The organism is Caulobacter sp. Root1455, from assembly GCF_001426905.1.
In the GTDB taxonomy this organism is placed as follows: Bacteria; Pseudomonadota; Alphaproteobacteria; order Caulobacterales; family Caulobacteraceae; genus Caulobacter.
Genome location: NZ_LMFQ01000021.1, coordinates 133,527 through 157,241, shown reverse-complemented (window position 1 = coordinate 157,241; position 23,715 = coordinate 133,527). Strand labels below are relative to the sequence as shown.

Sequence of the window (23,715 nt, the reverse complement as noted above, 5' to 3'; positions counted from 1 at the left end):
CATCCGCAAAGCCGCAACCTTGGCTAGAACATAAAGCGAACATTCGCGTCACGCAAGCCGCTTGGAACAGCCTTTGGAAACTGCGCCGCGACCTCGCCCGTTTGCCCTGCTGACGTCCATCAAAGGAGGAACACCATGATCGACGCCTCGCAAATTCGCGAACATCTGGAAGTGGTCGGATCGGACGGCGAACACGTCGGCCGGGTGGACCACGTGGTCGCCGGCGAGATCGAGCTGGCCAAGCTGGACCTGGGCGGCGGCCTCAAGCACCACCTGATCCCGGTCACCTGGGTCGACCATGTCGACGACGACGGCGTGCACCTGAACCTGACCAAGGACGACGCCAAGGCGCGCTGGCGGGAAAAGCACTGAGCCGCGCGACGCCGCGTGCCCGCCGCACGGCGATTGACAGCTTCCCCGTCCTGAACGATCCCTCGCCCGCAACGGGTGAGGGATTTTTCGCATGTACGAACTCTATTACAGCCCCAGCACGGCCAGCCTGGCGGCGCACTGGATGCTGACCGAACTCGGCGTCCCGTTCGAGCTGGTCCTGACCGACACCGCGACCGGCGCCCAGAAGAGCCCCGACTATCTGAAGCTCAATCCCAGCGGCGTGGTGCCCACCCTGATCGTCGACGGCGCGCCGGTCTGCGAGGTCGCGGCGATCCTGATGCTGCTGGCCGAACGCCATGCCGAAAAGGGCCTGGCCCCGGCGGTCGGCGCGCCCGAACGGGCCGCCTGGCTGCAGTGGATGGTCTATCTGGCCAACACGGTGATGCCGGCTTTCCGAGCCTGGTTCTATCCGCACGAACCCGCGGGAGAGGCGGCGAGCGAGGCGGCCGCGGCCGTGGCGCGCACGCGGCTGGAAGGGATCTGGGACCGCATCGACGCCCACCTGGCCGCCCAGGCCGGTCCCCACATGCTGGGCGAGCGCCTCTCGGCGGTGGATTTCCTGGCGACCATGCTGATGCGCTGGTCGCGTAACATGCCCAAGCCCGCCACCGCCTGGCCCAACATCGCCCGCTATCTGGCCCGCATGCGCGCCATGCCGTCGCTGCGCGAGGTCCATGCCCGCGAGGGGCTGACCGACTGGATTGACGGCTAGGACGTCGTGGCGTCCACGCCAGGCAACCGGCGTCAGCGCGGGGGCAGGGCGCCGGCGAAGTCGATCACGCACATGAAGCCGTAGGCCCGGTGCGGACCGCAGGCCACGCCGGCCAGCTGATAGCCGGAGGCGAAGATGTTGCGGCGGTGGCCCCGTCCGGGGACGCCGCTGTCGATGATCAGTTGGCGGACGACGTCGCGGGGATCCTCATAGCCGTACGAGATGTTCTCGGCCGAAAGACCGGCCCAGACGCCCTGGCCGCGCAGCCTCTGGCCCAGGCCGCCGGCCGCGCCGTGGCCGACGTCGCCGCGCGCGCCTTGGGCCTGGGTGTGCTGGCGGGCGGCGGCCGCGACGCGGCGGTCCGATTCCAGGGGCGGCAGCGAGGCCTGGCGTTCGAGGAAGCCGATGGCCTCCTCGACGGCGGCGGGGTCGTCGCTCCGGCGAAGCTCGCGGCGCAGTTCGCGGGCGTAGTCGGCGGGCCTGACGCGGGCGAAGTTGAGCTCGTCGAGGACGGCGTCGTCGAGGCGGCCGGCCAGGGACGCGGCCATGGACGCGGATTGGACGGCGGGCGTCAGGGCGAGGAACAGCGCGCCGGCGATCGCCGGAACCAAGGCCATGCGGCCGGAAAGGCGCATGCGCGCGCTCCCGTGAATCAGACGCCCCTGACCTGACCTAGCATGCTCCGGCGATGCGTGCAGTCGCGCGGAATGTCGCGGCCCGGCAAGAGCCAGCTAGGCCATGACGGGTTTCAAGGCCGCGACATGGGCGTGCCGGATCGTCACCTTCAGGCCGTCGGTGGCGACCACCGTCATCTGGCCGTCCAGTTGCTTGACCAGCGCGTCGACGATCACCGTGCCCAGCCCGCCGTGCTTGCCCGACGCGGCCTCGTTGGCCTTGCCGACCCCGTTGTCGCGGACCGTCAGGGTCCAGGCGTCGTCGTCGCTGGCGTAGGTCACCGTGACCCGGGCGTCTTCCTTGAAAACCGGGAACGCGTACTTGATGGCGTTGATCAGCAGCTCGGTGACGATCAGGCCGATGCTGACAGCCTTGTCCGAGCCGATCGTCCCGTGGTCGGCGACGACCTTCAGGACGATCGGCTGACTGTCGCCGATCATCGAGGCGGCCAGGCTGGCGCACAGCTTGGTCAGATAGGGGCCGACCTCGATCTGGTCGACGCCGCCCGAGGCGTGCAGGTGCGACTGGACCTCGGCCACGGAGATCACCCGCTGATGGGCGTCCTTGAGGTGGAAGCGGGTTTCCTCGGAGGTGACGGCCCTGGCCTTGAGCAGCAGGATGCTGGCGATGATCTGCAGGCTGTTGGCGACGCGGTGCTGCATTTCCTGCAGCAGCACCTGTTTCTGGCCCAGCAGGTCGCGCGTGCGGTCGAGCAGGCTTTCCTTCTCGCGCTCGATCGCCCGCCGGGCGGTGATGTCGGTGAAGGCCAGCAGGATGGTGGAGTTGGTGCTGGTCTCGTAGATCACCTTGCGGGCGTTCAGCAGCATGATCCGCCGGCCCAGGCCCGGAAAGTCGTGATTGACCTCGAAACCGTTCATCACCACCCGCTCCGGGATGATGGTCTCCAGCAGCTCGCGCAAGGCGGGGATGTCCCACTGACCGTCGCCCAGGGCGAAGAGCGGGCAGCCTATCGTGTTCTCGGGATCGACCTTGAAGGTCTCGTAGAACGACCGGCTGGCCGCCAGAACGGAAAACGCGGAGTCGAGCACCAGCAGCGGCTCGTGGATGGTGTCCACGATCGCTTGAGCCAGCGTCTGTGCGTCTTCAATCCCGGGGATCGGACGCTTCATGCGAATGGGAATCCGATCCTAGGCGCAAGGACGTTCGCGGACGGCGACGGATGGGCGCCGATACCTCCACCCTAGGCTCAATCTCGGCCGGAGTCCTGAACCGTCTGAGCGGCGAACGCGTCCTGCCACAGGGCCTGTTGCGCCAGGTAGCGCCAAGTCGCGGCCGCCGACAGCAGGTCGGTCTCGAGGCGCGCCGAGCCGCACGACCCGGCGCGCCGCTCCATGTCGTTGGCGCGCGCCAGGCAGTCCTTGGCGTCGAGCATGGGCTGGTCCCTTCGATCCTGTGCCGCCGTGCCGCAGGTTACTAACCCCGGGCGGCGCACAAGGCTCCGAGAAGACTCAGCGGCCGCCGCCGGTGATTTCCTTGATCAGCGCCTGGACCGGGGCCTTGCCGCCGGCGTTCCACACGGCCCTCAGGTGGGCCAGGGTCTGCTCGGCGGCGCCCTCGAACTTCCACTCGCAGTCGACGATCTTGCAGTTCTTGAACACCGGGGCCTGGCCGCCGGCGAAGGTCAGGCGGCAGTCACGGAATTCGCAGTCGGAGAAATGCTCGCCGTCGAGCGACACGGTTTCGTGGTTGAACGAGGTCGAGCTGGGCATGCGCCGTCTTTCACTGATCGTCGGTCGGAGGTTTAGGAGCGGCCTCTTCGGCCGCCTGCTTGGCGGCGGCCTTTTCAGCGGCTTTCTGAGCGGCCTTCTGAGCCTTCAGACGTTCGCGTTCCTGGCGTTCGAAATTGTAGTTCGGGGTGCGCGCCATGACGATCTCCTGGCCGCGGGAGGCGGCGAAAAGGAGCCCTAGCGCGGTTCGGGTTCGACTTACAGCCGTCATCCTCGCCAAAATGGCGAGAATGACGACCACAAGGGGAGCAAGCGTCTATTTGACGCTGGCGCAGAAGCGCTGGATGCGCTGGCAGGCGTCTTCCAGCACGTCGTTGGCGGTGGCGTAGCTGATGCGGAAGAACGGCGACAGGCCGAAGGCCGCGCCGTGCACCACGGCCACGCCCTCGGTCTCCAGCAGCTCGACGGCGAAGTCCTCGTCGGTCTCGATGACCTTGCCGCTGGGCGCGGTCTTGCCGATCAGGCCGGCGCAGGACGGATAGACGTAGAACGCGCCTTCCGGGGTCGGGCAGTGCAGGCCGGTGGCCTGGTTCAGCATCGACACGACCAGGTCGCGGCGCTCCTGGAACAGCTTGGCGTTCGGCTTGATGAAGTCCTGCGGACCGTTCAGGGCTTCCAGCGCCGCCCACTGCGAGATCGAGCAGGGGTTCGAGGTCGTCTGGCTGATCATCTTGCCCATGGCCTTGATCAGCGCCTCGGGGCCGGCCGCGTAGCCGATCCGCCAGCCGGTCATCGAATAGCCCTTGGAGACGCCGTTCATCGTCAGTGTGCGGTCGTAGAGCCTGGGCTCGACCTGGGCGATGGTGGTGAACTCGAAGTCGTCGAACACCAGGTGCTCGTACATGTCGTCGGTCAGCACCCAGACCTGCGGGTGGCGCAGCAGGACGTCGGCGATGGCCTGCAGCTCGGCGCGGGTATAGGCGCCGCCCGACGGGTTGGACGGGCTGTTGATGATCAGCCACTTGGTCTTGGGCGTGATCGCCGCTTCCAGGGCGGCCGGCGTGATCTTGAAGCCGCTCTCGGCGGTGGTCTCGACCGACACCGGCGTGCCGCCGGCCAGCAGGGTCATGTCGGGGTACGACACCCAGTAAGGGGCGGGGATGATCACCTCGTCGCCCGGGTCCAGGGTGGCGACCAGGGCGTTGTAGATCACCGGCTTTCCGCCCGGGGCGACGTGGACCTGGCTGGGCTTGTAGTCCAGGCCGTTCTCGCGCTTGAACTTGGCGCAGATCGCGGCCTTCAGCTCGGGCATGCCGTCGGGGTCGGTGTACTTGGTCTTGCCGGCGCGGATCGCCGCGATGGCGGCTTCCTTGATGTTGTCGGGCGTGTCGAAGTCCGGTTCGCCGGCGGAAAGGGCGATCACGTCCCGGCCGGTCGCCTTCAGGGCGCGCGCCTTGGCGCTGATCGCGATGGTGGCGGACGGGGCGATGCGCCGCAGGGCGGCGGACTCGAGCGACATGGTTCAGGGCTCCCCTGGGAGGACGTGGACTCGGAAGTCCGTTTCAGGATTGCGGCGGTCTTTACGCCCGCGCTTGCCGCGGTGCAACGCAACAAAGGCCGTATGGCGCGGCGTTCTTGCGTCGGTTCAAGCTGCACGGTACCGCTATCATCATAAGCACGAGAGGCCGCGCCGCATGGCGGGCGGCCCCGCGGGAGGAAACGACCATATCGACCGCCGATGGCGGACGATCGACGCAACGACGTCTCTTGAAGGGGGAAACCATGACGAAGATCGCGATCCTGGCCGCCGCGGCCGTGCTTGGCCTGTCCACGCTTGGTTTGGCCGCCGTCGCGCCGGTGGCGGCCCGCGCCGCCGAGCCGGCCGCCGAAGGCATCATGAAATACGCCATCAACAAGCCGTCCACGGCCTGGAACATCTATGGACCGGGCCAGACCAACGCGCCGGTCAAGGACAAGGCCGTGATCGGCGGCGGCGGAATCCGGGTCCAGGTCACGGCGCCGACGCCGGACCAGCCCTGGACCAACAGCGCCGGCCAGGCGGTGACCGGCAAGATCGCCAAGGGCGACATCATCACCATCGCCTTCTGGGCCAAGGCCGAACCGGTCGACGGCGGGCCGGCGACGGCCGACATCACCTCGGTGCGCGTCCAGCAGTCGGCCGAGCCCTGGGGCGGCATCGTCGAGGGCAAGGTCGCCGTCACGGACGGCGAGTGGCGGATCTACACGGTCAGCGGCCGCGCCGGCATGGACGCCGACAAGGGCGGGGCGGGCGTGGCCCTGCACCTGGGCGCCGCCAAGCAGACCGTGGTGCTGGGTCCGCTGTTCGTGCTGGACTTCGGCCCCAACTACGACCCGGCGACGATGGGGAAATAGGCCGGGCTCAGTCTATCTCGGTCGTCATCCCGGGCCTTGTGCCCGGGAACCCTGGTTCAGCCCGCACGTGAGTTGCAAGCGGCTCGCCAGCGAGCCGACCCCACTGCACCTGCGGTGGACAGAGGGGGCCCGGGCACAAGGCCCGGGATGACGAGCGGAGAGGTAAAAGGGGCTATCAGCGTTACCCCCGCATGTGCTCGACGAACGCCGCCAGGTGCCGGCCCAGATAGGCCAGGGTCTTCTCGTCGGTCAGGACTCCGCCCTCGATCTTGGTGTGGGCCTGGCCGACCAGCATCTCGCTGAGCGGCCAGTACTCGGCCGAGACCTTGCGCAGGGACTGGCGCAGCGCGTCCTGGGCGCGGACCGTGCCGGTGACGCCCGGCGAGGCGCCGACGATGCAGGCGGTCTTGCCCTGCAGGGCCGAGGGCGAGCCGCGCGAGGCCCAGTCGATGGCGTTCTTCAGCACGCCGGTGATCCCGCCGTTGTACTCGGGACAGGCCAGCAGCAGGGCGTCGGCCGAGCGCACCGCGTCCTTCCAGGCCTTGACCGGGACGGGATCGCCCTGGTCCTCGACGTCCTGGTTGAACAGCGGCAGGTCGTGCAGGCCGAAGATCTCGATCGTCACGCCGTCGGGCGCGCACTCCTGGGCGGCGCGCAGCAGGGCCGTGTTGAACGAGGCGGCCCGCAGGCTGCCCGAGACGCCGAGAATTTTCATGCAAAAGGCTCCGCCGCTGACGTGGCGAACCTAGAGAGGGCCGATCCCGAGGGATAGACGGATCAGCCGGTGAGGGCGGTCTTCATCGCGGTTTCGTTCAAACCACTCGAACCAAGACCGCTCACGCTGGCCTCGACATGCGCCCACAGACGTTCCACGTCGCGGGCGGCCGGGCTGTCCGGCTCTTGCTCGACCACGCAGCGGCCTTGGGCCATGGCTTTCTGGAAGGCCTCGCGCGAGCGCAGGCCGTGCGGGGCCAGCGGCAGGCCGCAGAACCGCAGGGCTTCCATGATCTCGGGGAAGGCCACCGGGGCGACCTCCGGCTTGTTGGTGTGGGCCTGGTTCAGCACCACCAGCCCGCTCTTGCCCAGGCGCCGCACCGCTTCGGCCGAGCGCACGATCGGCGCCAGGTCGAGGAACGAGGGCCGGCCCGCCACCAGGCAGAAGTCGGCGATGTTCACCGCCTGGGCGACATCGGCCTCCGGCGCGGCGGGCGTGTCGATGAACAGATAGTCGAAACCTTCCCGCATCGCGTTGGATTTGGTCAGGAAAAGCTTGCCGGCGGTGATGTCGGCCAGGGCCGGTCCGGGCTCGCTGCGCGACCGCAGGGCGTCCCACGCGGACCGCTGCGGGTCCATGTCGGCCAATAGAACCTTGTGCCCCCGCAGGAAGGCCATCAGCGCCAGGTTCACGGCCACGGTCGTCTTGCCGGATCCACCCTTCCGGGAAAGCACGGTAATTGTCTTCACGACTTGCACTCTTTGCCCAAACCGAACGGCCGGTCCCGCGGCCGCAAGGTTCCCCAAGGTGTGCAACTGTTATGGCGAAGGTATGAACAGAACTTCAACCTGTGGATTATTTGACGCCGGTGCGAAATTAGGCCGCAACCGTTGGCCCGCCAGGGAAACGCGGCTGGGCGAAGTGTTCAGACGGCGCGGGCGTCTCGCCCACGACCATCCAGGGTCAGCAGGGCGGCGACATGGCTCCAGAGCCGGTCGATCTCCTGGGCGGCCGGCGCCTGGCTGTCCCATTCGCCGACCGACAGACCGCGGGCGATCGCCTGCTGATAGATGGCGCGCGAGCGCAGGCCGATCGGCGCGATGGGCAGGCCGCAGAAGCGCAGCGCCTCGACGGCCTGCTGCACGCTGGCCGGCTCCAGCCCGGCGCGCCTGGACGGCGCCTGGTTCAGCACGATCAGCCCCGCCTTGCCCAGTCGCCGGACCATCTCGGCCGAGCGGGCGACCGAGGCGATGTCGAGGAAGGTCGGGCGGCAGACCAGCAGGCACAGGTCGGCGGAATTGACCGCCACGGCGACGTCGGCGTCCGGCGCGGCGGGCGTGTCGATCAGCATCACGTCATAGGCGTCGTGCACCGCCTGGGAGCGGGTCTGGAACAGCTTGCCGGCGTTGATCTCGGCCAGGCTGGGGCCGGGCTCGCCGCGCGCCCGCAGGGCGTCCGAGGCGGAGCGCTGCGGATCGATGTCGGCCAGCAGGGTCTTCCATCCCGCCAGATGGGCGGTAAGGCTCAGATTGATCGACAGAGTCGTCTTGCCGGCCCCGCCCTTGCGGGAAATCACAGCCAGGGTTTTCACGTCCGACGCTCCTCCCCCAAGACGAAACCGCATCCTGTCCACGGCGCCTTCCGCAGGGCCAGGAGCCTGTGGATAACTTAGCCGCGCCTTACGACAGCTTCGCAACGGGAATGTCGTGTTGAGGGAAACTTAACCTTGATGCGGCCCGCGCCACGGGAAGCGTGACGACAAAATGAGCGTTCGGCGGGCGATTTGCGTTCGCGCCGGGCTTGACCCCGCCCCCTTGACCGCGCCCTCCCTCTTGACCGCGCTTGGGCCATGGGCGAGGCAGGCGGATGCTTCGTCGCCTGATCGACTTCTTCACCAACATGGACGCCAGGGCCTGGCGCACGGTCGCCGTGTCGTTCGTGCTGTTCGGCGGGGTGGGGGTAGTGTTCCTGTTCGGCGCCCAGCTGCTGGGCCTGAACGGCGAGGTCACGGTCGAGCAGTGGCTGGGCGCGGCGCATGGGCCCTGGGCCTTGCCGGTCGCGGTCGGGGCCTTCGCGGCCCTGGCCTTCATCGGGGTGCCGCAGTTCGTGCTGATCGCCGCGGCGGTGGTGGCGTTCGGGCCCTGGACCGGCTTCGCCTACAGCTGGATCGGGACCTTGGTCTCGTCCCTGGTCGGGTTCTGGCTGGGACGCACGTTCGGCGGCCGTCTGCTGAAGGACCTGGCCGGCGACGGCGTGGCCAAGTTCATGAAGCTGATCGGCAAGAACGGCTTCCTGGCCAGCCTGATCGTCCGGCTGGTGCCCTCGGCCCCGTTCATCGTGGTCAACATGGCCGCCGGGGTCACGCCGATGAAGCTGCGCGACTTCGCGGCCGGCACCGCCGTCGGCATCGTCCCGAAGATCGCCCTGACCGCCTTCGCCGGCAATTCGATCGTCCAGGCCCTCAAGGGCGGCGGCAACCGGCACATCGTCATGCTGATCGTCGCGGTGGCGGTCTGGATCGCCGCCGGCCTGGTCGCCCGCGCCTGGCTCAAGAAGCGCGAAGCGGCGGCGGACTAGACGGGCTGGGGCGAGGGCGGTTCGCGCCCCGTGAACGTCATCGCCGGGGCGTTTGACGCGCGAAGCTCCGATCTCGCGACAGAGTCGGCCCCGATCACGGCGCGTCCCGGTCGAAAATTGCTCTGTATGCGGCGAATTGCTCGAATAAAGCAAAAAGCTTGCTGGTTTTTGGGCCGCTGTGTAGAAAGCAGTCATGAACGTCGCGCGCCAACTGCTTCTGCTTCGGCTTACCAACCCCTGGGCGCTCTAGGGGCCGCGCATCGTCGTGGCCGGGCGCGCAGGGGATGACTAAACCCGCCGCCGCCCCCACGCAGACACCCTTCCGACGAGTAGACCCATGAACTCCGTATCGCCCGCAGCTTTCGACAAGCGCGACAACGTCGTCATTTTTGACACCACCATGCGCGACGGCGAGCAGTCGCCGGGCGCCTCGATGTCGCACGACGAAAAGCTGGAACTGGCCAAGATCCTCGAGGAGATGGGGGTCGACGTCATCGAGGCCGGCTTCCCGATCGCCTCGAACGGCGACTTCGAAGCGGTCCGCGAGATCGCCAAGATCGTCAAGAACTCCACCATCGCCGGCCTGTGCCGCGCCCATCAGGTGGATATCGATAGATGCGCGGAGGCCCTGAAGGGCACCCAGCGCGGCCGCATCCACGTGGTGATCGCCACCAGCGACCTGCACATGAAGCACAAGCTGCAGATGGAGCCGGACGCCGTCATCGACGTGATCGCCCGCTCGGTGACCCACGCCCGCAACCTGCGCGACGACGTCGAGTGGTCGGCCGAGGACGCCACCCGCAGCGACCGCCAGTTCCTGCGCCGCGCGATCGAGACCGCCATCAAGGCCGGCGCCACGACGATCAACCTGCCCGACACCGTCGGCTACACCTACCCGTCGGAATATGCCGACCTGTTCAGCTGGATGACCCAGAACGTCGAGGGCGCCGACAAGGTGATCTTCTCGACCCACTGCCACAACGACCTGGGCCTGGCCGTCGCCAACAGCCTGGCCGGCGTGCAGGGCGGAGCGCGCCAGATCGAGTGCGCGATCAACGGCCTGGGCGAGCGGGCCGGCAACGCGGCGCTGGAAGAGATCGTGATGGCCCTGAAGGTGCGCGGCGACAAGCTGCCCTTCGAGACCCGGATCGACACCACCCACATCACCCGCGCCAGCCGCTACGTCTCGGCCATCACCGGCTTTCCGGTGCAGTACAACAAGGCCATCGTCGGCAAGAACGCCTTCGCGCACGAAAGCGGCATCCACCAGGACGGGATGCTGAAGAACCGCGAGACCTACGAGATCATGACCCCCGAATCGGTCGGCCAGGCCCCGTCCAGCCTGGTCATGGGCAAGCACTCGGGCAGCCACGCCTTCCGCGCCAAGCTGAAGGACCTGGGCTACGAGCTGGGCCAGAACGCCCTGAAGGAGGCCTTCGGCCGCTTCAAGGACCTGGCCGATCGCAAGAAGCATGTCTACGACGACGACATCATCGCCCTGGTCGACGACGCCCTGGCGCGCGGCTCCGAGCGCATCCGCGTCCAGCGCCTGCGCGTGGTGGCCGGCACCGACGGCCAGTCGGCCGAGCTGACCCTGGAAGTCGACGGCGAGGTGAAGACCTCGCAGGCCTCGGGCGACGGTCCGGTCGACGCGGTGTTCAACGCCATCCAGCAGATCGTGCCGCACAACGCCGCCCTGCGCCTGTTCCAGGTGCACGCGGTGACCGAGGGCACCGACGCCCAGGCCCAGGTCTCGGTCCGTCTGGAGGAAGACGGCCGCATCGCCACCGGCCAGGCCGCCGACACCGACACCCTGACCGCCTCGGCCAAGGCCTATGTCAACGCCCTGAACAACCTCATGGCGCGCAAGGAAAAGAGCCGGCCGGAAGCCGCGATCGCCAGCGGGTTCTAGCCGCTAGGCCGCTTCTCGCTTCGAGAACGGCCGCGTCGCCAGCAGTTCGGCCGACAGGCAGGCCTGGGGTTCGACCTCCAGGCCCATCGCCCGCAGATCCTCGCACAGCGCCCGGCGTGGCTCCTGGTCCAGGAACGCGCCGGCGTCGATGACCAGCGCCCCGCCCGGGCGGAGCATGGTCAGGGTAGAGGCCGCCGCGGCGCGGGCGTCGGCCACGGTCGGGCAGCCCACGATCAGCAGCACGTCGCTCTGCTCGTCGGCCGCGCGGCAGGTGGCTCGGCGGGCGGCCTCCACGCGGTCGTAGCCCTTGCGCCACAGCACGCTCATCGCCTCGCCCGCGTCGGGTCCGGTCACGGCCACGAAGCACAGCGGCGTGGCCTGGGCCAAGGCGAGCATGCGCCCGAGCGTGGGATGGATCCCGTCGGTCGGAACGCCGAGCAGGAACTGCGCGGCCTGACGGAACGGATGGGACGACATGGTCGAAACCTCAAGCTGGTCGCGCCCGTCACCGGACGGGCCGACGGCCAGGGTGTGCGCCGAAACCGCCTAAGGCCTCCATTCGGAAACACGCCGCCCGCATAAGGGCGGCATAAGGAAGTACTGAGGGACGGGCATGATCTGGATTCCCATCACCATCGCAGCCTCGTTCGCCCAGGTGGCCCGCAACGCGGCCCAGCGCTCGATCATGGACGGCGAGGGCGGAAGCGCCGGACCCTGGGGCGCGACCCTGGTGCGGTTCCTGTTCGGCCTGCCGTTCACGGCGGTGTTCGTCGGCGTCGCCTTCGCCCTGACGCGGGGCGAGCACCCGCACGCGACCCCGGCCTTCTGGGCCGCCGCCCTGCTGGGCGGGGCCAGCCAGATCGCCGCCACCGCCGCCCTGCTGGTGGCCATGCGCCGGGCCGGCTTCGCGGTGGCCACGGCGGTCCAGCAGAGCTCGATCCCGTTGGCCGCCCTGCTGGGCCTGCTGGTCTATGGCGAGACGCTGAGCGCGCTGGGTTGGACCGGCGTGGCCCTGGCCAGCGTGGCCCTGCTGGTGGTCACCTGGCCGCGGACCGGAGCCTCGGGCGAGAAGCCCGTCAGCGGCGCGGTCTACGGCCTGCTGTCGGGCCTGGCGTTCGGCTTCTGCCTGAACGCTTTCCGGCAAGCGGGCCACGCCCTGGAGCCCAACCATCCGATCTTCGCCGCGGTGGTCACCCTGATGACTGTCCAGATCGCCCAGACCCTGGCCTTGAGCCTGTTCCTGGCCGTCAGCGACCGCGCCGCCCTGGTCGCCGTGGCGCGGGCCTGGCGGCCGTCCCTAGGGGCCGGGTTCTGGGGCGCGGCGGCCTCGGCGGGCTGGTTCATCGCCCTGGCCCTGGCGCCGGCGGGGCAGGTGAGGGCCGTCGGGGTGGTCGAGGCGCCCATCGCCGCCCTGGCGGGACGCCGTCTGTTCGCGGAGCGGCTGACCGCCGTTCAGATGATCTTCGGCCTGGTCGCGGCGGCCGGCGTGGCCATGGCGGCGCTCGGCTAGAAAACGCCATGTTTCTGCGATGAAACCCCCCGCGCCGCCGTTCTGCGCAAACAGGTGATCCAAGGGGTGTAATAGACCTTGAAATCAACGCTTTCGCAGGGCAAACGGGCTTCGTCGGCAGCTTCGTGGCAGTCAGACGACGGCGCGGCGGGGGCCAGCGCTCCCGTCGTGCGGCAGGCGCTCGTCAGTGGGACATAACCCCGCATTTCGCGGGAATCATGTTGTCCTCCTTAGGAATTGAAGTAGGAGCCATCTTTTCCCTTCGCCTTCACCGGTTCGCCGGCGCAAATGGCTCCGTTTCGCATATCCGCCGCCTTCGCTTTCTAAAGACCCAGCCGCCTCGCCCCTTATCCCCTCAGTCAGGGCTTTCAATGTTTTCTTCCCTCTTCGGCGTCATCTCCAACGACATCGCCATCGACCTGGGCACCGCCAACACCCTCATCTACATGAAGGGCAAGGGCATCGTTCTGAACGAGCCGTCGGTGGTCGCGCTGCGCAATGTCGGCGGCCGCAAGATCGTTCACGCCGTGGGGATCGAGGCCAAGCAGATGCTGGGCCGCACGCCGGGCCACATGGAAGCCATTCGCCCGATGCGCGACGGGGTCATCGCCGACTTCGAAGTCGCCGAGGAGATGATCAAGTACTTCATCCGCAAGGTTCACAACCGCAAGGGCTTCGTGAACCCCAAGGTCATCGTCTGCGTGCCGTCGGGCGCCACCGCCGTGGAACGCCGCGCCATCAATGACAGCTGCCTGAACGCCTCGGCCCGCCGCGTGGGCCTGATCGACGAGCCGATGGCCGCCGCGATCGGCGCCGGCCTGCCGATCCACGAGCCGACCGGCTCGATGGTCGTCGACATCGGCGGCGGCACCACCGAGGTGGCCGTGCTGTCGCTGTCGGGCATCGTCTATTCGCGCTCGGTCCGCGTCGGCGGCGACAAGATGGACGAGGCGATCATCAGCTACATGCGTCGCCACCATAACCTGCTGATCGGCGAAACGACCGCCGAGCGCATCAAGAAGGAAATCGGCACCGCCCGCGCCCCGGCCGACGGCGAGGGCCTGTCGATCGACGTCAAGGGCCGCGACCTGATGCAGGGCGTGCCGCGCGAAGTGCGCATTTCGGAAAAGCAGGCCGCCGACGCCCTGGCCGAACCGGTCGGGCAGATCGTCGAAGCCGTGAAGGTGGCCCTGGAAGCCACGCCGCCGGAACTGGCCAGCGACATCGCCGACAAGGGCATCATGCTGACCGGCGGCGGCGCGCTGCTGCGCGGCCTGGACGCCGAGATCCGCGACCACACCGGCCTGCCGGTCACCGTGGCCGACGATCCGCTGTCGTGCGTGGCCCTGGGCTGCGGCAAGGTGCTCGAGCATCCCAAGTGGATGAAGGGCGTGCTTGAATCGACTCTCGCCTAGGCGTCAATTCCATCTGGACGCCGCGGGGGGCGTCGGGAGAACTAGTACGTGCCCTTTCGCGAAGGTCCGCTCGGCGACCTGAAAGTGCCGCTTACCTGGACCGCGGCCGTGGCGTTGATCGTCGCGATCGTGATCGCGGTGGCGTTCCTGCTGGCCGATCGGCGCGAGACCCTTCAGCAACAGGCCTATGGCGTCACCCGTCAGACGGTCGACACGGTGTCCAAGCCGGTCAGCGGCGTGATCGCCGCCCCGGGGCGCTGGACCGGCCTGGGCGTCGACTTCATCAGCAGCTACTTCTTCACCGCGTCCGAAAACCGCCGGCTGAAGGCCGAGCTGAAGGAGATGCGCGGCTATCGCGACCAGTACCTGGCCGAGGTCGACAAGAACCAGAGCTACCGCACGCTGCTGGGCCTGCGCACCGATCCGCCGATCCCGATGGTCGCCGCCCGGGTGGTCAGCGACACCCGCGGCCCGTTCGCCAACACCCGCCTGGCCGACGCCGGCGCGGAAAAGGGCGTGGTGGTCGGCAATCCGGTGATGAACGAGCGCGGCCTGGTCGGCCGCGTGGTCGGCGTGGCCCACGGGGCCAGCCGCGTGCTGCTGCTGACCGACATCGCCTCGCGCACGCCGGTGATGATCGACCGCACCAACGCCCGCGCCATCCTGACCGGCGACGGCGGCCCCAACCCGAAGCTCGAATATCTGCGCGGCGTCGATCCGATCAAGGAAGGCGACCGGGTCGTCACCTCGGGCGACGGCGGCGTGGTGCCGCGCGGCCTGCCGGTGGGCGCGGCGGTCAAGGGCCTGGACGGCCGTTGGCGCGTTGTGCTGTTCGCCGACGACAGCGCCATCGACTATGTCCGCATCCTGCTGTTCAAGGACTTCTCGCAGCTGGCCGACCAGAAGGCCCTGCTGACCCGCAGCCTGCCGCCGGTCACCACCGAGGATCCCGACGTCTCGATCCTGGGCCCGGCCGCCACCGCCAAGCCGCAGGCCCAGACGGGCGCTGCCACTCCGAGCGCCGCGCCGGCTAAGCCGGCCGCGCCGACGACCTCCACGCCGCCGCCGCCCGCGGCCAAGCCCGCGACGACGCCGGCCCCGAAACCCGCGGCCCCGAAGCCGACGGCGGGGCAGCCGACCGGCGGGGGGATCTGAGGTGGGCGGCGCGCGGCCTCTGCATCCCGGCCGGTGGCTGGGCGTGCCCGCCCTGTTCTGCGTGCTGGCGACCATCGCCTTCGCCGCGCCGATCCGCATCTACGGCCTGCAGTTGCCCGAGCCGGTGTTCGCCATGGTGCCGGCCTTCGCCTGGGCCCTGATCCGGCCGTCGATCCTGGCGCCCTTCGCCCTGCTGCTGCTGGGCCTGTTCCTGGACATGTTCTGGGGCGGACCGACCGGCCTGTGGGGCCTGTCGCTGCTGGTCGCCTACGCCACCGCCCTGACCGGCCGCAACATGATGACCGGCCAGAGCCGGCCGATGATGTGGGCCTGGTTCGGCGGGGTCACCGCGGTGGCCATGGCCGCCGGATTCCTGTTCAGCATGCTCGACAGCCTGGCCATGCCCAGCCTGCTGGCGGTGTTCTGGCAGTTTCTGGTCACGGCCCTGTTGTTCCCGTTCGCCCACCGGCTGATCGACCGGTTCGAGGACGCGGACGTTCGGTTCCGGTGACGCCATGAGCGAACCGTCAATCTTCTTCTTCGAGGTCAACGAGCGGCAGGGGGTCTTCCACCGCCGGGCGTTCCTGATGGGCGGCCTGGCCGGCGGCGGCCTGCTGGCCCTGGGCGGCCGCCTGGCCCAGCTGCAGCTGGTCGAGGCCCGGCGCTACCAGAAGCTTTCGGCCGGCAACCAGTTCAACTACCGCCTCATGCCCCCGCCGCGCGGCCTGATCCTGGACCGCAACGGCGTGGCCCTGGCCTCGAACCGCCCGAACTTCCGGCTGATGGTCACCAAGGAATCCAAGGATTTCGACGTCGAGGCCACCCTGGACGACCTGGCCCTGCTGGTGCCGATCGACGGCACGCGCCGCGCCCGCCTGATCAAGGACATCGCCCGCGCGCCCAGGAAGGCCCCGGTGGCGGTGATGGAGGACATGACCTGGGAGGAATTCTCCCGCGTCAACATCCGCGCGCCCGAGCTGCCCGGCGTGACCGCCGACATGGGCGAGGTGCGGGTCTATCCGTTCGGCGGGGCCTTCGCCCACGTGATCGGCTATGTGGCCAAGGTTTCCGACCGGGACCTGGAAAAGGCCAAGTCCGATCCGACCCAGGACCAGGACCTGCTGCACCATCCGGGGTTCCGGATCGGCAAGCAGGGCGTCGAAAAGGCCCTGGACCGCGAGCTGCGCGGCCGTCCCGGCGCCACCAAGGCCGAGGTCGACGCCCAGGGCCGCGTGGTGCGCCTGGACCCCGAGGGCGACATCCCGCCCACCCCGGGCAAGGAAGTGCGGCTGACCCTGGACGCCGACATCCAGAACCGCGCCCTGGAGGTGATGGGCGACGAAAGCGGCGCCATCGTCGTGATGGACATCCGCAACGGCGACCTGCTGGCCATGGTCTCGGCCCCCAGCTTCGACGCCAACCGGTTCGTGAAGGGCCTGTCGGGTCCGGAATACAAGGCGCTGGCCGAATACGAGCGCAAGCCGCTGCTGGACAAGGCGCTGAGCGGCAACTTCCCGCCCGGTTCGACCTTCAAGCCCACCGTCGGCCTGGCCGCCCTGACCGCCGGGATCGATCCCGAGGTTCGCGTGAACTGCGGCGGCAGCTGGTACTACGGCGGGCGGACCTGGCGGTGCTGGGAAAAGGGCGGCCACGGCTCGCAGAACATGCACGAGGCCATCAAGAACTCGTGCGACATCTACTTCTACCAGACCTCGCTGAAGATCGGTCCGGACGCCATCGCCACGGCCGCGCGCGCGATGGGCTTCGGCGAGACCTTCGACATCGGCATTCCAGGCCAGAAGAAGGGCCTGGTGCCCGACCGGGCCTGGAAGAAGCGGGCCAACAAGAAGAATCCGGCCAACCAGATCTGGTTTCCGGGCGAAACGCCCAGCTACGGGATCGGGCAGGGGGCCTTGAGCGTCAACGCCCTGCAGCTTGCCGTGATGACCGCCCGCCTGGCCAACAGCAAGAAGGCGCTCAATCCGCGTCTGATCAAGTCGGTCGGCGGCGTCGAGCAGCCCAGCGGCGCGGCCGTGCCCGACCTGCCGTTCAGCCAGGAGCACCTGACCTATGTGCGCGGCGGCATGGAGGCCGTGGCCAACGACGTGCGCGGCACCGCCTACCGGCAGAGCCAGCTGGGCCTGGGCGACGTGAAGATGGCCGGCAAGACCGGCACGGCCCAGGTGCGCAGCTACGACAAGGTCGCCAACCGCAAGAGCACCAGCGTCGCCTGGCGGCTCAAGGACCACAACCTGTTCGTGGCCTTCGCCCCCTATGACGACCCGCGCTACGCCGTGGCCGTGATCATCGAGCACGGCGGCCTGGGCGGCGCCACCGCCGGCGCCCCGCGGGCTCGCGAGGTGATGCGCGTGGCGCTGCTGAAGGATCCCGAGGTCCGCGCCCGCATCGAGCGGCCCATGCCGATGCCCGAAGAGCCGGTCGAAACCACGCCCGACGGCTCGGTCGAGGGCGCCGCGCCCGACGAGCCGATCGTGGGCGCGCCGCCGCCGTCGCCGGCCCCCGCGACCCCCACCGTTCCCGCGCCTTCCGTCCCCGGAGCTCCCCGATGACCCTCAGCGGCGGCCTCAGCCGGCCTGGCGAACGCGATCGGCCGATCATCAAGTTCATGGAGATCGACTGGACCCTGTGTCTGGTCCTGTGTCTGATCGCCGGCACCGGGGCGCTCATGCTGTTTTCGATCGCCGGCGGTTCCTGGGAACCGTGGGCCGACAAGCATCTGCTGCGATTCGGCGTCTATTTCGTGATGATGATCATCCTGGCCATGGTCGACCTGCGGGTCTGGTTCAGCCTGGCCTATCCGATCTACGGGGTCGGGCTGCTGCTGCTGGTGGCGGTGGCCCTGGTCGGCGACTCCTCGCTGGGCGCGCAGCGCTGGCTGGTGCTCGGACCGGTCCGCTTCCAGCCGTCCGAAGTGATGAAGATCGGCGTCGTCCTGGCCCTGGCCCGCTACTATCACGGCCTGTCGGCCGACAGCGCCCGGCTGTCCTGGAAGCTGCTGATCCCGGCCGTCCTGATCGGCATGCCGGTCCTGCTGGTGGCCCACCAGCCCGACCTGGGCACGGCGATGCTGATCGCCCTGCCGGGCCTGGCGGTCATGGTGCTGGCCGGCCTGTCGCTGAGGCTGATCATCGTCGGGATGGTCGGCGCCCTGGCCGCCCTGCCGCCGTTCATCTTCTTCGTGCTGCACGACTATCAGCGCAACCGGATCCTGACCTTCATGGACCCGGAGAAGGACCCGTCGGGCGACGGCTACCACATCATGCAGTCGAAGATCGCCCTGGGCTCGGGCGGGCTGATGGGCAAGGGCTTCGGCCTGGGCTCGCAAAGCCAGCTGAACTTCCTGCCCGAGAAGCAGACCGACTTCATCTTCGCCACCCTGGCCGAGGAGTTCGGCTTCATCGGCTGCTTCAGCGTGCTGTTCCTGTACGGCGTGGCGATCTTCATGGCCCTGCGCATCGCCTCGATCAGCCACAGCCACTTCGGACGCCTGTCGGCGGCCGGGGTGACGGCCACTTTCGCCCTCTACGTGCTGATCAACGGCGCGATGGTCATGGGCATGGCCCCGGTGGTGGGCGTGCCCATGCCGATGCTGAGCTATGGCGGCACCGTGATGCTGACGGTCATGGTCGGGTTCGGCCTGGTCCAGGCCGTGCGGGTGCACCGCTATACCGAAGTGACCAGCGGCAAGGGCTCGCTGATGTAGGGTTTGGTGGGGGCGAACACTTGCCCCCTACGGATCGCTTCGCGATCGTCTTCCCCCATAGGGGGAAGAGGAGGTGCGCGGCCTCCGCCCCCTATGGGGGCGGACAGACCGCGAAGCGGTCAGGTGGGGGCAAGTGGGTGAGCCACTATTTTCCCTTCAGCGCCCTTCCACTCACCACGGCCCCCGCCCCGTACTTCCCCCGCAGCCCGTCGATCACCGTCTCGCTCTTCAGCGCCTTGCGCTCCTCGCCGGCGAAGAAGTCGTCGGCCGCGCCTTCGGCGGGCACGAAGTCGGTCAGGCCCGCGCCGATCAGGCGGTAGTGCAGGCCTCCCGGCTCGGCCGCCAGCAGCTCGCGCGCCACCTGGAAAAGGGTCCGCGCGGTCTGGATCGGCACGGGCAGGGTGCGCCGGCGGGTGTGGATCTTGAAGTCGGGCGTGCGCAGTTTCAGCGTGGCCACGCGGCCCGCCACCCCGCCGGCCCGGGCCTGGCGGGCGACCTTCTCGCACAGCGGCCACAACTCGTCCTCGAGGTCCTCGCGCTTGTAGAGGTCATCGTTGAACGTGGTCTCGGCGCTGATCGTCTTGCGCTCCTGGTCGGGATCGACCAGCCGGGTGTCGCGGCCGTGGGCCAGGTGGTGCAGCCGCAGGCCGCCCGAGCCCAACACCTTGACCAGCCATTTGAGGTCGGCGTTGGCGATGTCGCCGACCGTTCGCAGGCCCTCCGAGGCCAGGGCCGTGACGGTGGCGGGGCCGACGCCGGGCAGGATCGACACCGGCCGCGGGGCCAGGAACTCGACGATCCCCGCCGCCCCGATCACCGAGAAGCCGCGCGGCTTGTCCAGCTCCGAGGCGATCTTGGCCAGGAACTTGTTGGGAGCCAGGCCGATCGAGACGGTGATCCCGACCTCGGCCTCGATCTCGCGCTGGACCCGGGCCAGCATCACCGCCGGCGGGGCGCCGTGCAGGCGCTCGGTGCCCGACAGGTCGATCCAGGCCTCGTCCAGCGACAGCGGCTGCACCAGGGGCGTCAGGGCCTCCAGCTTGGCCATGATCCGCCGGCTCTCGTGCTTGTACTTGGCGAAGTTGGGCTTGATGACCACCGCGTCGGGGCACAGCTTCAGCGCCTTGTACATCGGCATGGCCGAGCGGGGGCCGCTCATGCGCGCGATGTAGCAGGCGGTCGTCACCACCCCGCGCTTGCCGCCGCCGACGATCACCGGCTTGTCGCGCAGGGACGGGTCGTCGCGCTTCTCGACCGACGCGTAGAAGGCGTCGCAGTCCAGGTGCGCCATGGACAGTTGGCCCAGCTCCTCGTGGAAGATCACCCGCGGCGAACCGCAGGACGGACAGCGCGAGACCTTGGTCTCGCCCGTCGCCAGGCAGTCGCGGCACAGCGCTTTCATCGGAACAGCTTGCGCTCGATGGCCGTCTTCAGGTCCGGCCACAGGTCGATCCGGGCGTGCCGCTCGGGATCGCTGGGGGCCAGGGGGCGCAGCCGCTCGTCGGCCACCATCTGGAAGCGGTTCACCCACGGCGCGCTTTCCGCCACCGAGTCCAGCTGCGGCAGCAGGTCGTCGATGAACGCCGACGGCGAGGCCGTCCGCTCGGACAGGTGGGCCGCCGACGGCCCCTTGGGACCGCTGTTGATCACCAGCGGATAGTCGAAGCCATGGGTCTTCAGCCAGCGGGCGCGCGATTGGCGGCCGTGCTCGGGGGCGTTGGTCAGGATCACCACGTCGGCGCGGGTCGACAGGTCGGCCAGGGCGTCGGCCGCGCCCTCGGCCGGCAGCAGGTCGTCGGCCCCGTCGCGGAAGAAGTCGTTGAACAGCGCCCGGCCGGCGATCAGGTCCACATGCTCGGTCTCGCCGGGGCGATAGATGTTCTGGAACAGGGCGTAGCGGTCGAATCGCAGCTCGAATCCGTGGCGTCCGATGAACGTTCCGAAGCCATGCATGAACCGCGCGAGGACCTCGTCGACATCGACGATGACCAGCGGCGCGTCCGGGCGCACGATGCAGGTCTGAAGGTCGGAAAAACTGGGTTCCATGATCTGCGATTGGCCGAGATAAACGCGATTAGCGCGGGCTTAAGGATATTCGTGCGATCTGGAATCCAGAAGCGACGCGAATCCCTCACGCGTCGCCACGGACCGGAATGGTCGGGGTCAGGATGACGAAGAAGGTCCTCATCGTCGAGGATAACGAGCTGAACATGAAACTCTTTCATGATCTGCTCGAAGCCCAGGGCTATGAGACCCTGCAGACCCGCGAGGGCCTGCAGGCTCTGTCGATCGCCCGCGAGCACCGTCCGGACCTGATCCTGATGGATATCCAGCTGCCCGAGATCTCCGGCCTTGAAGTCACCAAGTGGCTCAAGGAGGATGACGATCTGTCACATATCCCCGTCGTCGCCGTTACGGCATTCGCCATGAAGGGCGACGAGGAACGCATCCGTGAGGGCGGCTGCGAGGCCTATATCTCCAAGCCCATCTCGGTGTCGCACTTCCTGGACACCATTCGCCGGTTGCTGGAGAGGTAGGCTCGTGAGCGCGCGCATCCTGGTCGTCGACGACATCGAGGCCAATGTCCGCCTGCTCGAGGCCAAGCTGTCGGCGGAATATTACCAGGTCTCGGTCGCCCATGACGGCCCCACCGCCCTGACCCTGGCGGCCAGCGAGCTGCCCGACGTGATCCTGCTGGACGTGATGATGCCCGGCATGGACGGCTTCACCGTCTGCAAGAAGCTCAAGGAAGATCCGACCACCCGCCACATCCCGGTGGTGCTGGTCACGGCGCTGGACGGCCGCGCCGACCGCATCCAGGGGCTGGAGGCGGGCGCCTCGGACTTTCTGACCAAGCCGATCGACGACGTCATGCTGTTCGCCCGCGTGCGCAGCCTGACCCGCTTCAAGCTGGTGATCGACGAACTGCGCCAGCGCGAGGCCTCGGGCCGGCGCATGGGCGTGATCGCCGGCGCCGCCTCGCGCCTGGACGGCCTGGGCGGCCGGGTGCTGGTGGTCGACGACAACGAACGCCAGGCCCAGCGCGTGGCCGCCGAGCTGGCGGTCGAACACCGCCCGGTGGTCGAGTCCGATCCCGTGAAGGCCCAGATCAGCGCCGGCGGACCGGTCGACCTGGTGATCATCAACGCCGCGGCCAAGGGCTTCGACGGCCTGCGCTTCGCCGCCTCGCTGCGGTCGGACGAGCGCACGCGCCACCTGCCGATCCTGGCCATGGTCGATCCCGACGAGCGCCAGCGCCTGGTCAAGGCGCTGGAGATCGGCATCAACGACATCCTGCCCCGGCCGATCGATCCGCAGGAGCTGTCGGCCCGGGTCAAGACCCAGATCCAGCGCAAGCGCTATACCGACTACCTGCGCCAGAACCTCGACCACAGCCTGGAGCTGGCGGTCACCGATCAGCTCACCGGCCTGCACAATCGCCGCTACATGTCCGGCCAGCTCGACTCGCTGGTCAAGCGCGCGGCCCTGGGCGGCGACCCGGTCGCGGCCCTGCTGATCGACATCGACCACTTCAAGAAGATCAACGACGGCTTCGGCCACGACGTCGGCGACGAGGTGCTGCGCGAGTTCGCCCTGCGTCTGGCCTCCAACGTCCGCGCCATCGACCTGCCTTGCCGCTACGGCGGCGAGGAGTTCACGGTGATCATGCCCGACACCCAGCTGGCCGACGCCCTGCGCATCGCCGAGCGGATCCGCATGCACGTCTCCGGCTCGCCGTTCCGCGTCGCCCAGGGCAGCGAGCTGCTGACCGTGACCATCTCGATTGGCGTCTCGGCCACCAGCGGCCCGGACGACACCCCCGAAACCCTGATGAAGCGGGCCGACGAGGCGGTGTACGAGGCCAAGAAGTCCGGCCGCAACGCCGTGGTGGGCAAGGCGGCCTAGCACGGCCGGGGACATGCCCTTGCGGCGTGTCCCCCATTTCCAGGCGCCGCGATAACCGATGGGGACACGCCGCGAGGGCATGTCCCCGTCAGGGCTTCGCCACCACCCTGATCTCGTACATCCGCGGCCACAGCTTGCCCGTCACGATCAGCCGGTCGGCCTTGGCGTCGTAGGCGATGCCGTTCAGCACGTCGGTGCGCGCGCGATCCTCCAACGGCAGCAGGCCCGTCAAGTCGATCCAGCCGGTCACCTTGCCGCTCGCCGGGTCGATGCGGGCGATGCGGTCGCTCTTCCAGATGTTGGCCAGGATCTCGCCCTTGACCCATTCCAGCTCGTTCAGCTGATCCACCGGCCGGCCCTCGTCGGTGACGGTGATCCCGCCGGTCTCCTTCAGGGTCTCCGGATCCAGGAACCGCAGGCGCGACGTTCCGTCGCTCATGATCAGCCGCTTGTCGTCGCGGGTCAGGGCCCAGCCTTCGCCCTCATAGCTGAATTCGCCGCGCGCCTCGAAGTCGTCGAGGCCGTAGACGAAGCCGATCTGGTGTTTCCAGGTCAGCTCGATCAGCCGGTCCTTCCAGTCGACGATGCCCTCGCCGAAGTACTGGCTGGAGATCGAGCGCTCGTTCTCGACGCCGCCGGTCTCCAGCACGATCTTGCGGATCGACGAGGCGCCCTCCAGGCCCGTGCTCTCGTACAGAAATCCGTCCCGCAGGAAGAGGCCCTCGGTGAAGGCGTTGGGGTCGTGGGGGTAGGTGCGGACCACCTCGTAGCCGTAGACCGGCGTGGCGGCGTGAGCCTGGGCCACGTGAGCCAGCGGCGAACCGGCGCCAAACAGCAAAACAACGGCCAGCCAGAGGGACGAAAGCGGGAGACTACGCATGGCCCAGCTAGGCCTTCCCTCGGCGGCGAAAACAAGACGGCCTAAACGAAAAACGCCCG

26 protein-coding genes are annotated in these 23,715 nt (G+C 68.6%); 13 read left to right on the top strand and 13 right to left on the bottom strand.

What is annotated here, in order from left to right; genetic code table 11:
• The first annotated feature begins 135 nt into the window (after nt 1-135).
• The gene (locus ASD21_RS12890; RefSeq protein ID WP_056441575.1) at nt 136-372 is read left to right on the top strand and encodes a DUF2171 domain-containing protein; all 237 of its coding nucleotides are present in this window, start codon (nt 136-138) and stop codon (nt 370-372) included.
• A 91-nt stretch (nt 373-463) separates the two neighbouring features.
• Nucleotides 464-1,105 (top strand): glutathione S-transferase family protein, encoded by a 642-nt coding sequence (locus ASD21_RS12885; protein WP_056441573.1) that lies wholly within the window; start codon nt 464-466, stop codon nt 1,103-1,105.
• A 32-nt stretch (nt 1,106-1,137) separates the two neighbouring features.
• Here the strand turns inward: ASD21_RS12885 and ASD21_RS12880 are convergent, their stop codons facing one another.
• From ASD21_RS12880 to ASD21_RS12860, 6 genes are all read right to left on the bottom strand, one after another.
• Complete coding sequence (locus tag ASD21_RS12880; RefSeq protein WP_056441570.1) at nt 1,138-1,740, bottom strand: CAP domain-containing protein; 603 nt, start codon at nt 1,738-1,740, stop codon at nt 1,138-1,140.
• Nucleotides 1,741-1,836: 96 nt separating this feature from the next.
• On the bottom strand, nt 1,837-2,910 hold the full coding sequence (locus tag ASD21_RS12875) for a sensor histidine kinase (protein ID WP_056441567.1): 1,074 nt from the start codon (nt 2,908-2,910) through the stop codon (nt 1,837-1,839).
• Nucleotides 2,911-2,987: 77 nt separating this feature from the next.
• Nucleotides 2,988-3,173, bottom strand: coding sequence for a hypothetical protein (locus ASD21_RS12870; protein ID WP_056441564.1), 186 nt, complete (start codon nt 3,171-3,173; stop codon nt 2,988-2,990).
• A 76-nt stretch (nt 3,174-3,249) separates the two neighbouring features.
• Nucleotides 3,250-3,510, bottom strand: coding sequence for a hypothetical protein (locus tag ASD21_RS12865; protein WP_056441561.1), 261 nt, complete (start codon nt 3,508-3,510; stop codon nt 3,250-3,252).
• A gap of 10 nt (nt 3,511-3,520) precedes the next feature.
• On the bottom strand, nt 3,521-3,667 hold the full coding sequence (locus tag ASD21_RS24465) for a hypothetical protein (RefSeq protein ID WP_200941434.1): 147 nt from the start codon (nt 3,665-3,667) through the stop codon (nt 3,521-3,523).
• Between the two features lie 117 nt (nt 3,668-3,784).
• Nucleotides 3,785-4,987, bottom strand: coding sequence for a pyridoxal phosphate-dependent aminotransferase (locus tag ASD21_RS12860; protein ID WP_056441558.1), 1,203 nt, complete (start codon nt 4,985-4,987; stop codon nt 3,785-3,787).
• A gap of 263 nt (nt 4,988-5,250) precedes the next feature.
• Between ASD21_RS12860 and ASD21_RS12855 the strand changes: the two genes are divergently transcribed.
• Complete coding sequence (locus ASD21_RS12855; RefSeq protein WP_056441557.1) at nt 5,251-5,862, top strand: hypothetical protein; 612 nt, start codon at nt 5,251-5,253, stop codon at nt 5,860-5,862.
• Nucleotides 5,863-6,043: 181 nt separating this feature from the next.
• On the opposite strand, the gene ASD21_RS12850 is transcribed toward ASD21_RS12855, so the two are convergent.
• The 3 genes from ASD21_RS12850 to ASD21_RS12840 all read right to left on the bottom strand — a co-directional run bounded on the left by ASD21_RS12850 (nt 6,044) and on the right by ASD21_RS12840 (nt 8,168).
• Nucleotides 6,044-6,577: an NADPH-dependent FMN reductase gene (locus ASD21_RS12850; protein WP_056441556.1), complete on the bottom strand. Its 534-nt coding sequence runs from the start codon at nt 6,575-6,577 to the stop codon at nt 6,044-6,046.
• 62 nt (nt 6,578-6,639) lie between these two features.
• Nucleotides 6,640-7,326 carry an AAA family ATPase gene (locus ASD21_RS12845; protein WP_056441555.1) on the bottom strand — a complete coding sequence of 229 codons (687 nt, stop codon included), beginning with the start codon at nt 7,324-7,326 and terminating at the stop codon, nt 6,640-6,642.
• A gap of 176 nt (nt 7,327-7,502) precedes the next feature.
• Nucleotides 7,503-8,168, bottom strand: coding sequence for an AAA family ATPase (locus ASD21_RS12840; RefSeq protein WP_056441554.1), 666 nt, complete (start codon nt 8,166-8,168; stop codon nt 7,503-7,505).
• 275 nt (nt 8,169-8,443) lie between these two features.
• On the opposite strand from ASD21_RS12840, the gene ASD21_RS12835 reads away from it, so the two are divergent.
• Together ASD21_RS12835 and ASD21_RS12830 are read left to right on the top strand one after the other, a co-directional pair.
• On the top strand, nt 8,444-9,154 hold the full coding sequence (locus tag ASD21_RS12835) for a TVP38/TMEM64 family protein (protein WP_056441553.1): 711 nt from the start codon (nt 8,444-8,446) through the stop codon (nt 9,152-9,154).
• Between the two features lie 337 nt (nt 9,155-9,491).
• A complete protein-coding gene (locus ASD21_RS12830; protein WP_056441552.1) occupies nt 9,492-11,066 on the top strand; it encodes a 2-isopropylmalate synthase in 1,575 nt (524 codons plus the stop codon).
• Nucleotides 11,067-11,069: 3 nt separating this feature from the next.
• On the opposite strand, the gene ASD21_RS12825 is transcribed toward ASD21_RS12830, so the two are convergent.
• Nucleotides 11,070-11,543 carry a hypothetical protein gene (locus tag ASD21_RS12825; protein ID WP_056441550.1) on the bottom strand — a complete coding sequence of 158 codons (474 nt, stop codon included), beginning with the start codon at nt 11,541-11,543 and terminating at the stop codon, nt 11,070-11,072.
• 136 nt (nt 11,544-11,679) lie between these two features.
• Here ASD21_RS12825 and ASD21_RS12820 point away from each other — a divergent pair, with 136 nt between their 5' ends.
• The 6 genes from ASD21_RS12820 (at nt 11,680) to rodA (ending at nt 18,870) form a co-directional block, all read left to right on the top strand.
• On the top strand, nt 11,680-12,576 hold the full coding sequence (locus ASD21_RS12820; protein WP_056441549.1) for a DMT family transporter: 897 nt from the start codon (nt 11,680-11,682) through the stop codon (nt 12,574-12,576).
• A 371-nt stretch (nt 12,577-12,947) separates the two neighbouring features.
• Nucleotides 12,948-13,991 carry a rod shape-determining protein gene (locus ASD21_RS12815; RefSeq protein WP_004623009.1) on the top strand — a complete coding sequence of 348 codons (1,044 nt, stop codon included), beginning with the start codon at nt 12,948-12,950 and terminating at the stop codon, nt 13,989-13,991.
• A gap of 48 nt (nt 13,992-14,039) precedes the next feature.
• Complete coding sequence (mreC, locus tag ASD21_RS12810) at nt 14,040-15,146, top strand: rod shape-determining protein MreC (RefSeq protein WP_056441546.1); 1,107 nt, start codon at nt 14,040-14,042, stop codon at nt 15,144-15,146.
• 1 nt (nt 15,147) lies between these two features.
• Nucleotides 15,148-15,657, top strand: a complete 510-nt coding sequence (locus ASD21_RS12805; protein ID WP_056441543.1) for a hypothetical protein — start codon at nt 15,148-15,150, stop codon at nt 15,655-15,657.
• A 4-nt stretch (nt 15,658-15,661) separates the two neighbouring features.
• Nucleotides 15,662-17,716, top strand: coding sequence for a penicillin-binding protein 2 (gene mrdA, locus ASD21_RS12800; RefSeq protein ID WP_056441541.1), 2,055 nt, complete (start codon nt 15,662-15,664; stop codon nt 17,714-17,716).
• A complete protein-coding gene (gene rodA / locus ASD21_RS12795; protein WP_056441537.1) occupies nt 17,713-18,870 on the top strand; it encodes a rod shape-determining protein RodA in 1,158 nt (385 codons plus the stop codon). The genes mrdA and rodA overlap by 4 nt, the downstream gene beginning before the upstream one ends.
• Before the next feature lie 145 nt (nt 18,871-19,015).
• On the opposite strand, the gene ASD21_RS12790 is transcribed toward rodA, so the two are convergent.
• Nucleotides 19,016-20,272: a DNA polymerase IV gene (locus ASD21_RS12790; protein WP_056441534.1), complete on the bottom strand. Its 1,257-nt coding sequence runs from the start codon at nt 20,270-20,272 to the stop codon at nt 19,016-19,018.
• Nucleotides 20,269-20,916 (bottom strand): hypothetical protein, encoded by a 648-nt coding sequence (locus ASD21_RS12785; RefSeq protein ID WP_056441531.1) that lies wholly within the window; start codon nt 20,914-20,916, stop codon nt 20,269-20,271. Before ASD21_RS12785 ends, ASD21_RS12790 begins: the two co-directional genes overlap by 4 nt.
• Nucleotides 20,917-21,038: 122 nt before the next feature.
• Between ASD21_RS12785 and divK the strand changes: the two genes are divergently transcribed.
• Together divK and ASD21_RS12775 are read left to right on the top strand one after the other, a co-directional pair.
• Complete coding sequence (gene divK / locus ASD21_RS12780; protein ID WP_029916211.1) at nt 21,039-21,407, top strand: cell-cycle response regulator DivK; 369 nt, start codon at nt 21,039-21,041, stop codon at nt 21,405-21,407.
• A 4-nt stretch (nt 21,408-21,411) separates the two neighbouring features.
• The gene (locus ASD21_RS12775; RefSeq protein WP_056441528.1) at nt 21,412-22,776 is read left to right on the top strand and encodes a PleD family two-component system response regulator; all 1,365 of its coding nucleotides are present in this window, start codon (nt 21,412-21,414) and stop codon (nt 22,774-22,776) included.
• 88 nt (nt 22,777-22,864) lie between these two features.
• Here ASD21_RS12775 and ASD21_RS12770 read toward each other — a convergent pair whose 3' ends face one another.
• Nucleotides 22,865-23,656 (bottom strand): glutaminyl-peptide cyclotransferase, encoded by a 792-nt coding sequence (locus ASD21_RS12770; protein ID WP_056441525.1) that lies wholly within the window; start codon nt 23,654-23,656, stop codon nt 22,865-22,867.
• Between the last annotated feature and the right edge of the window lie 59 nt (nt 23,657-23,715).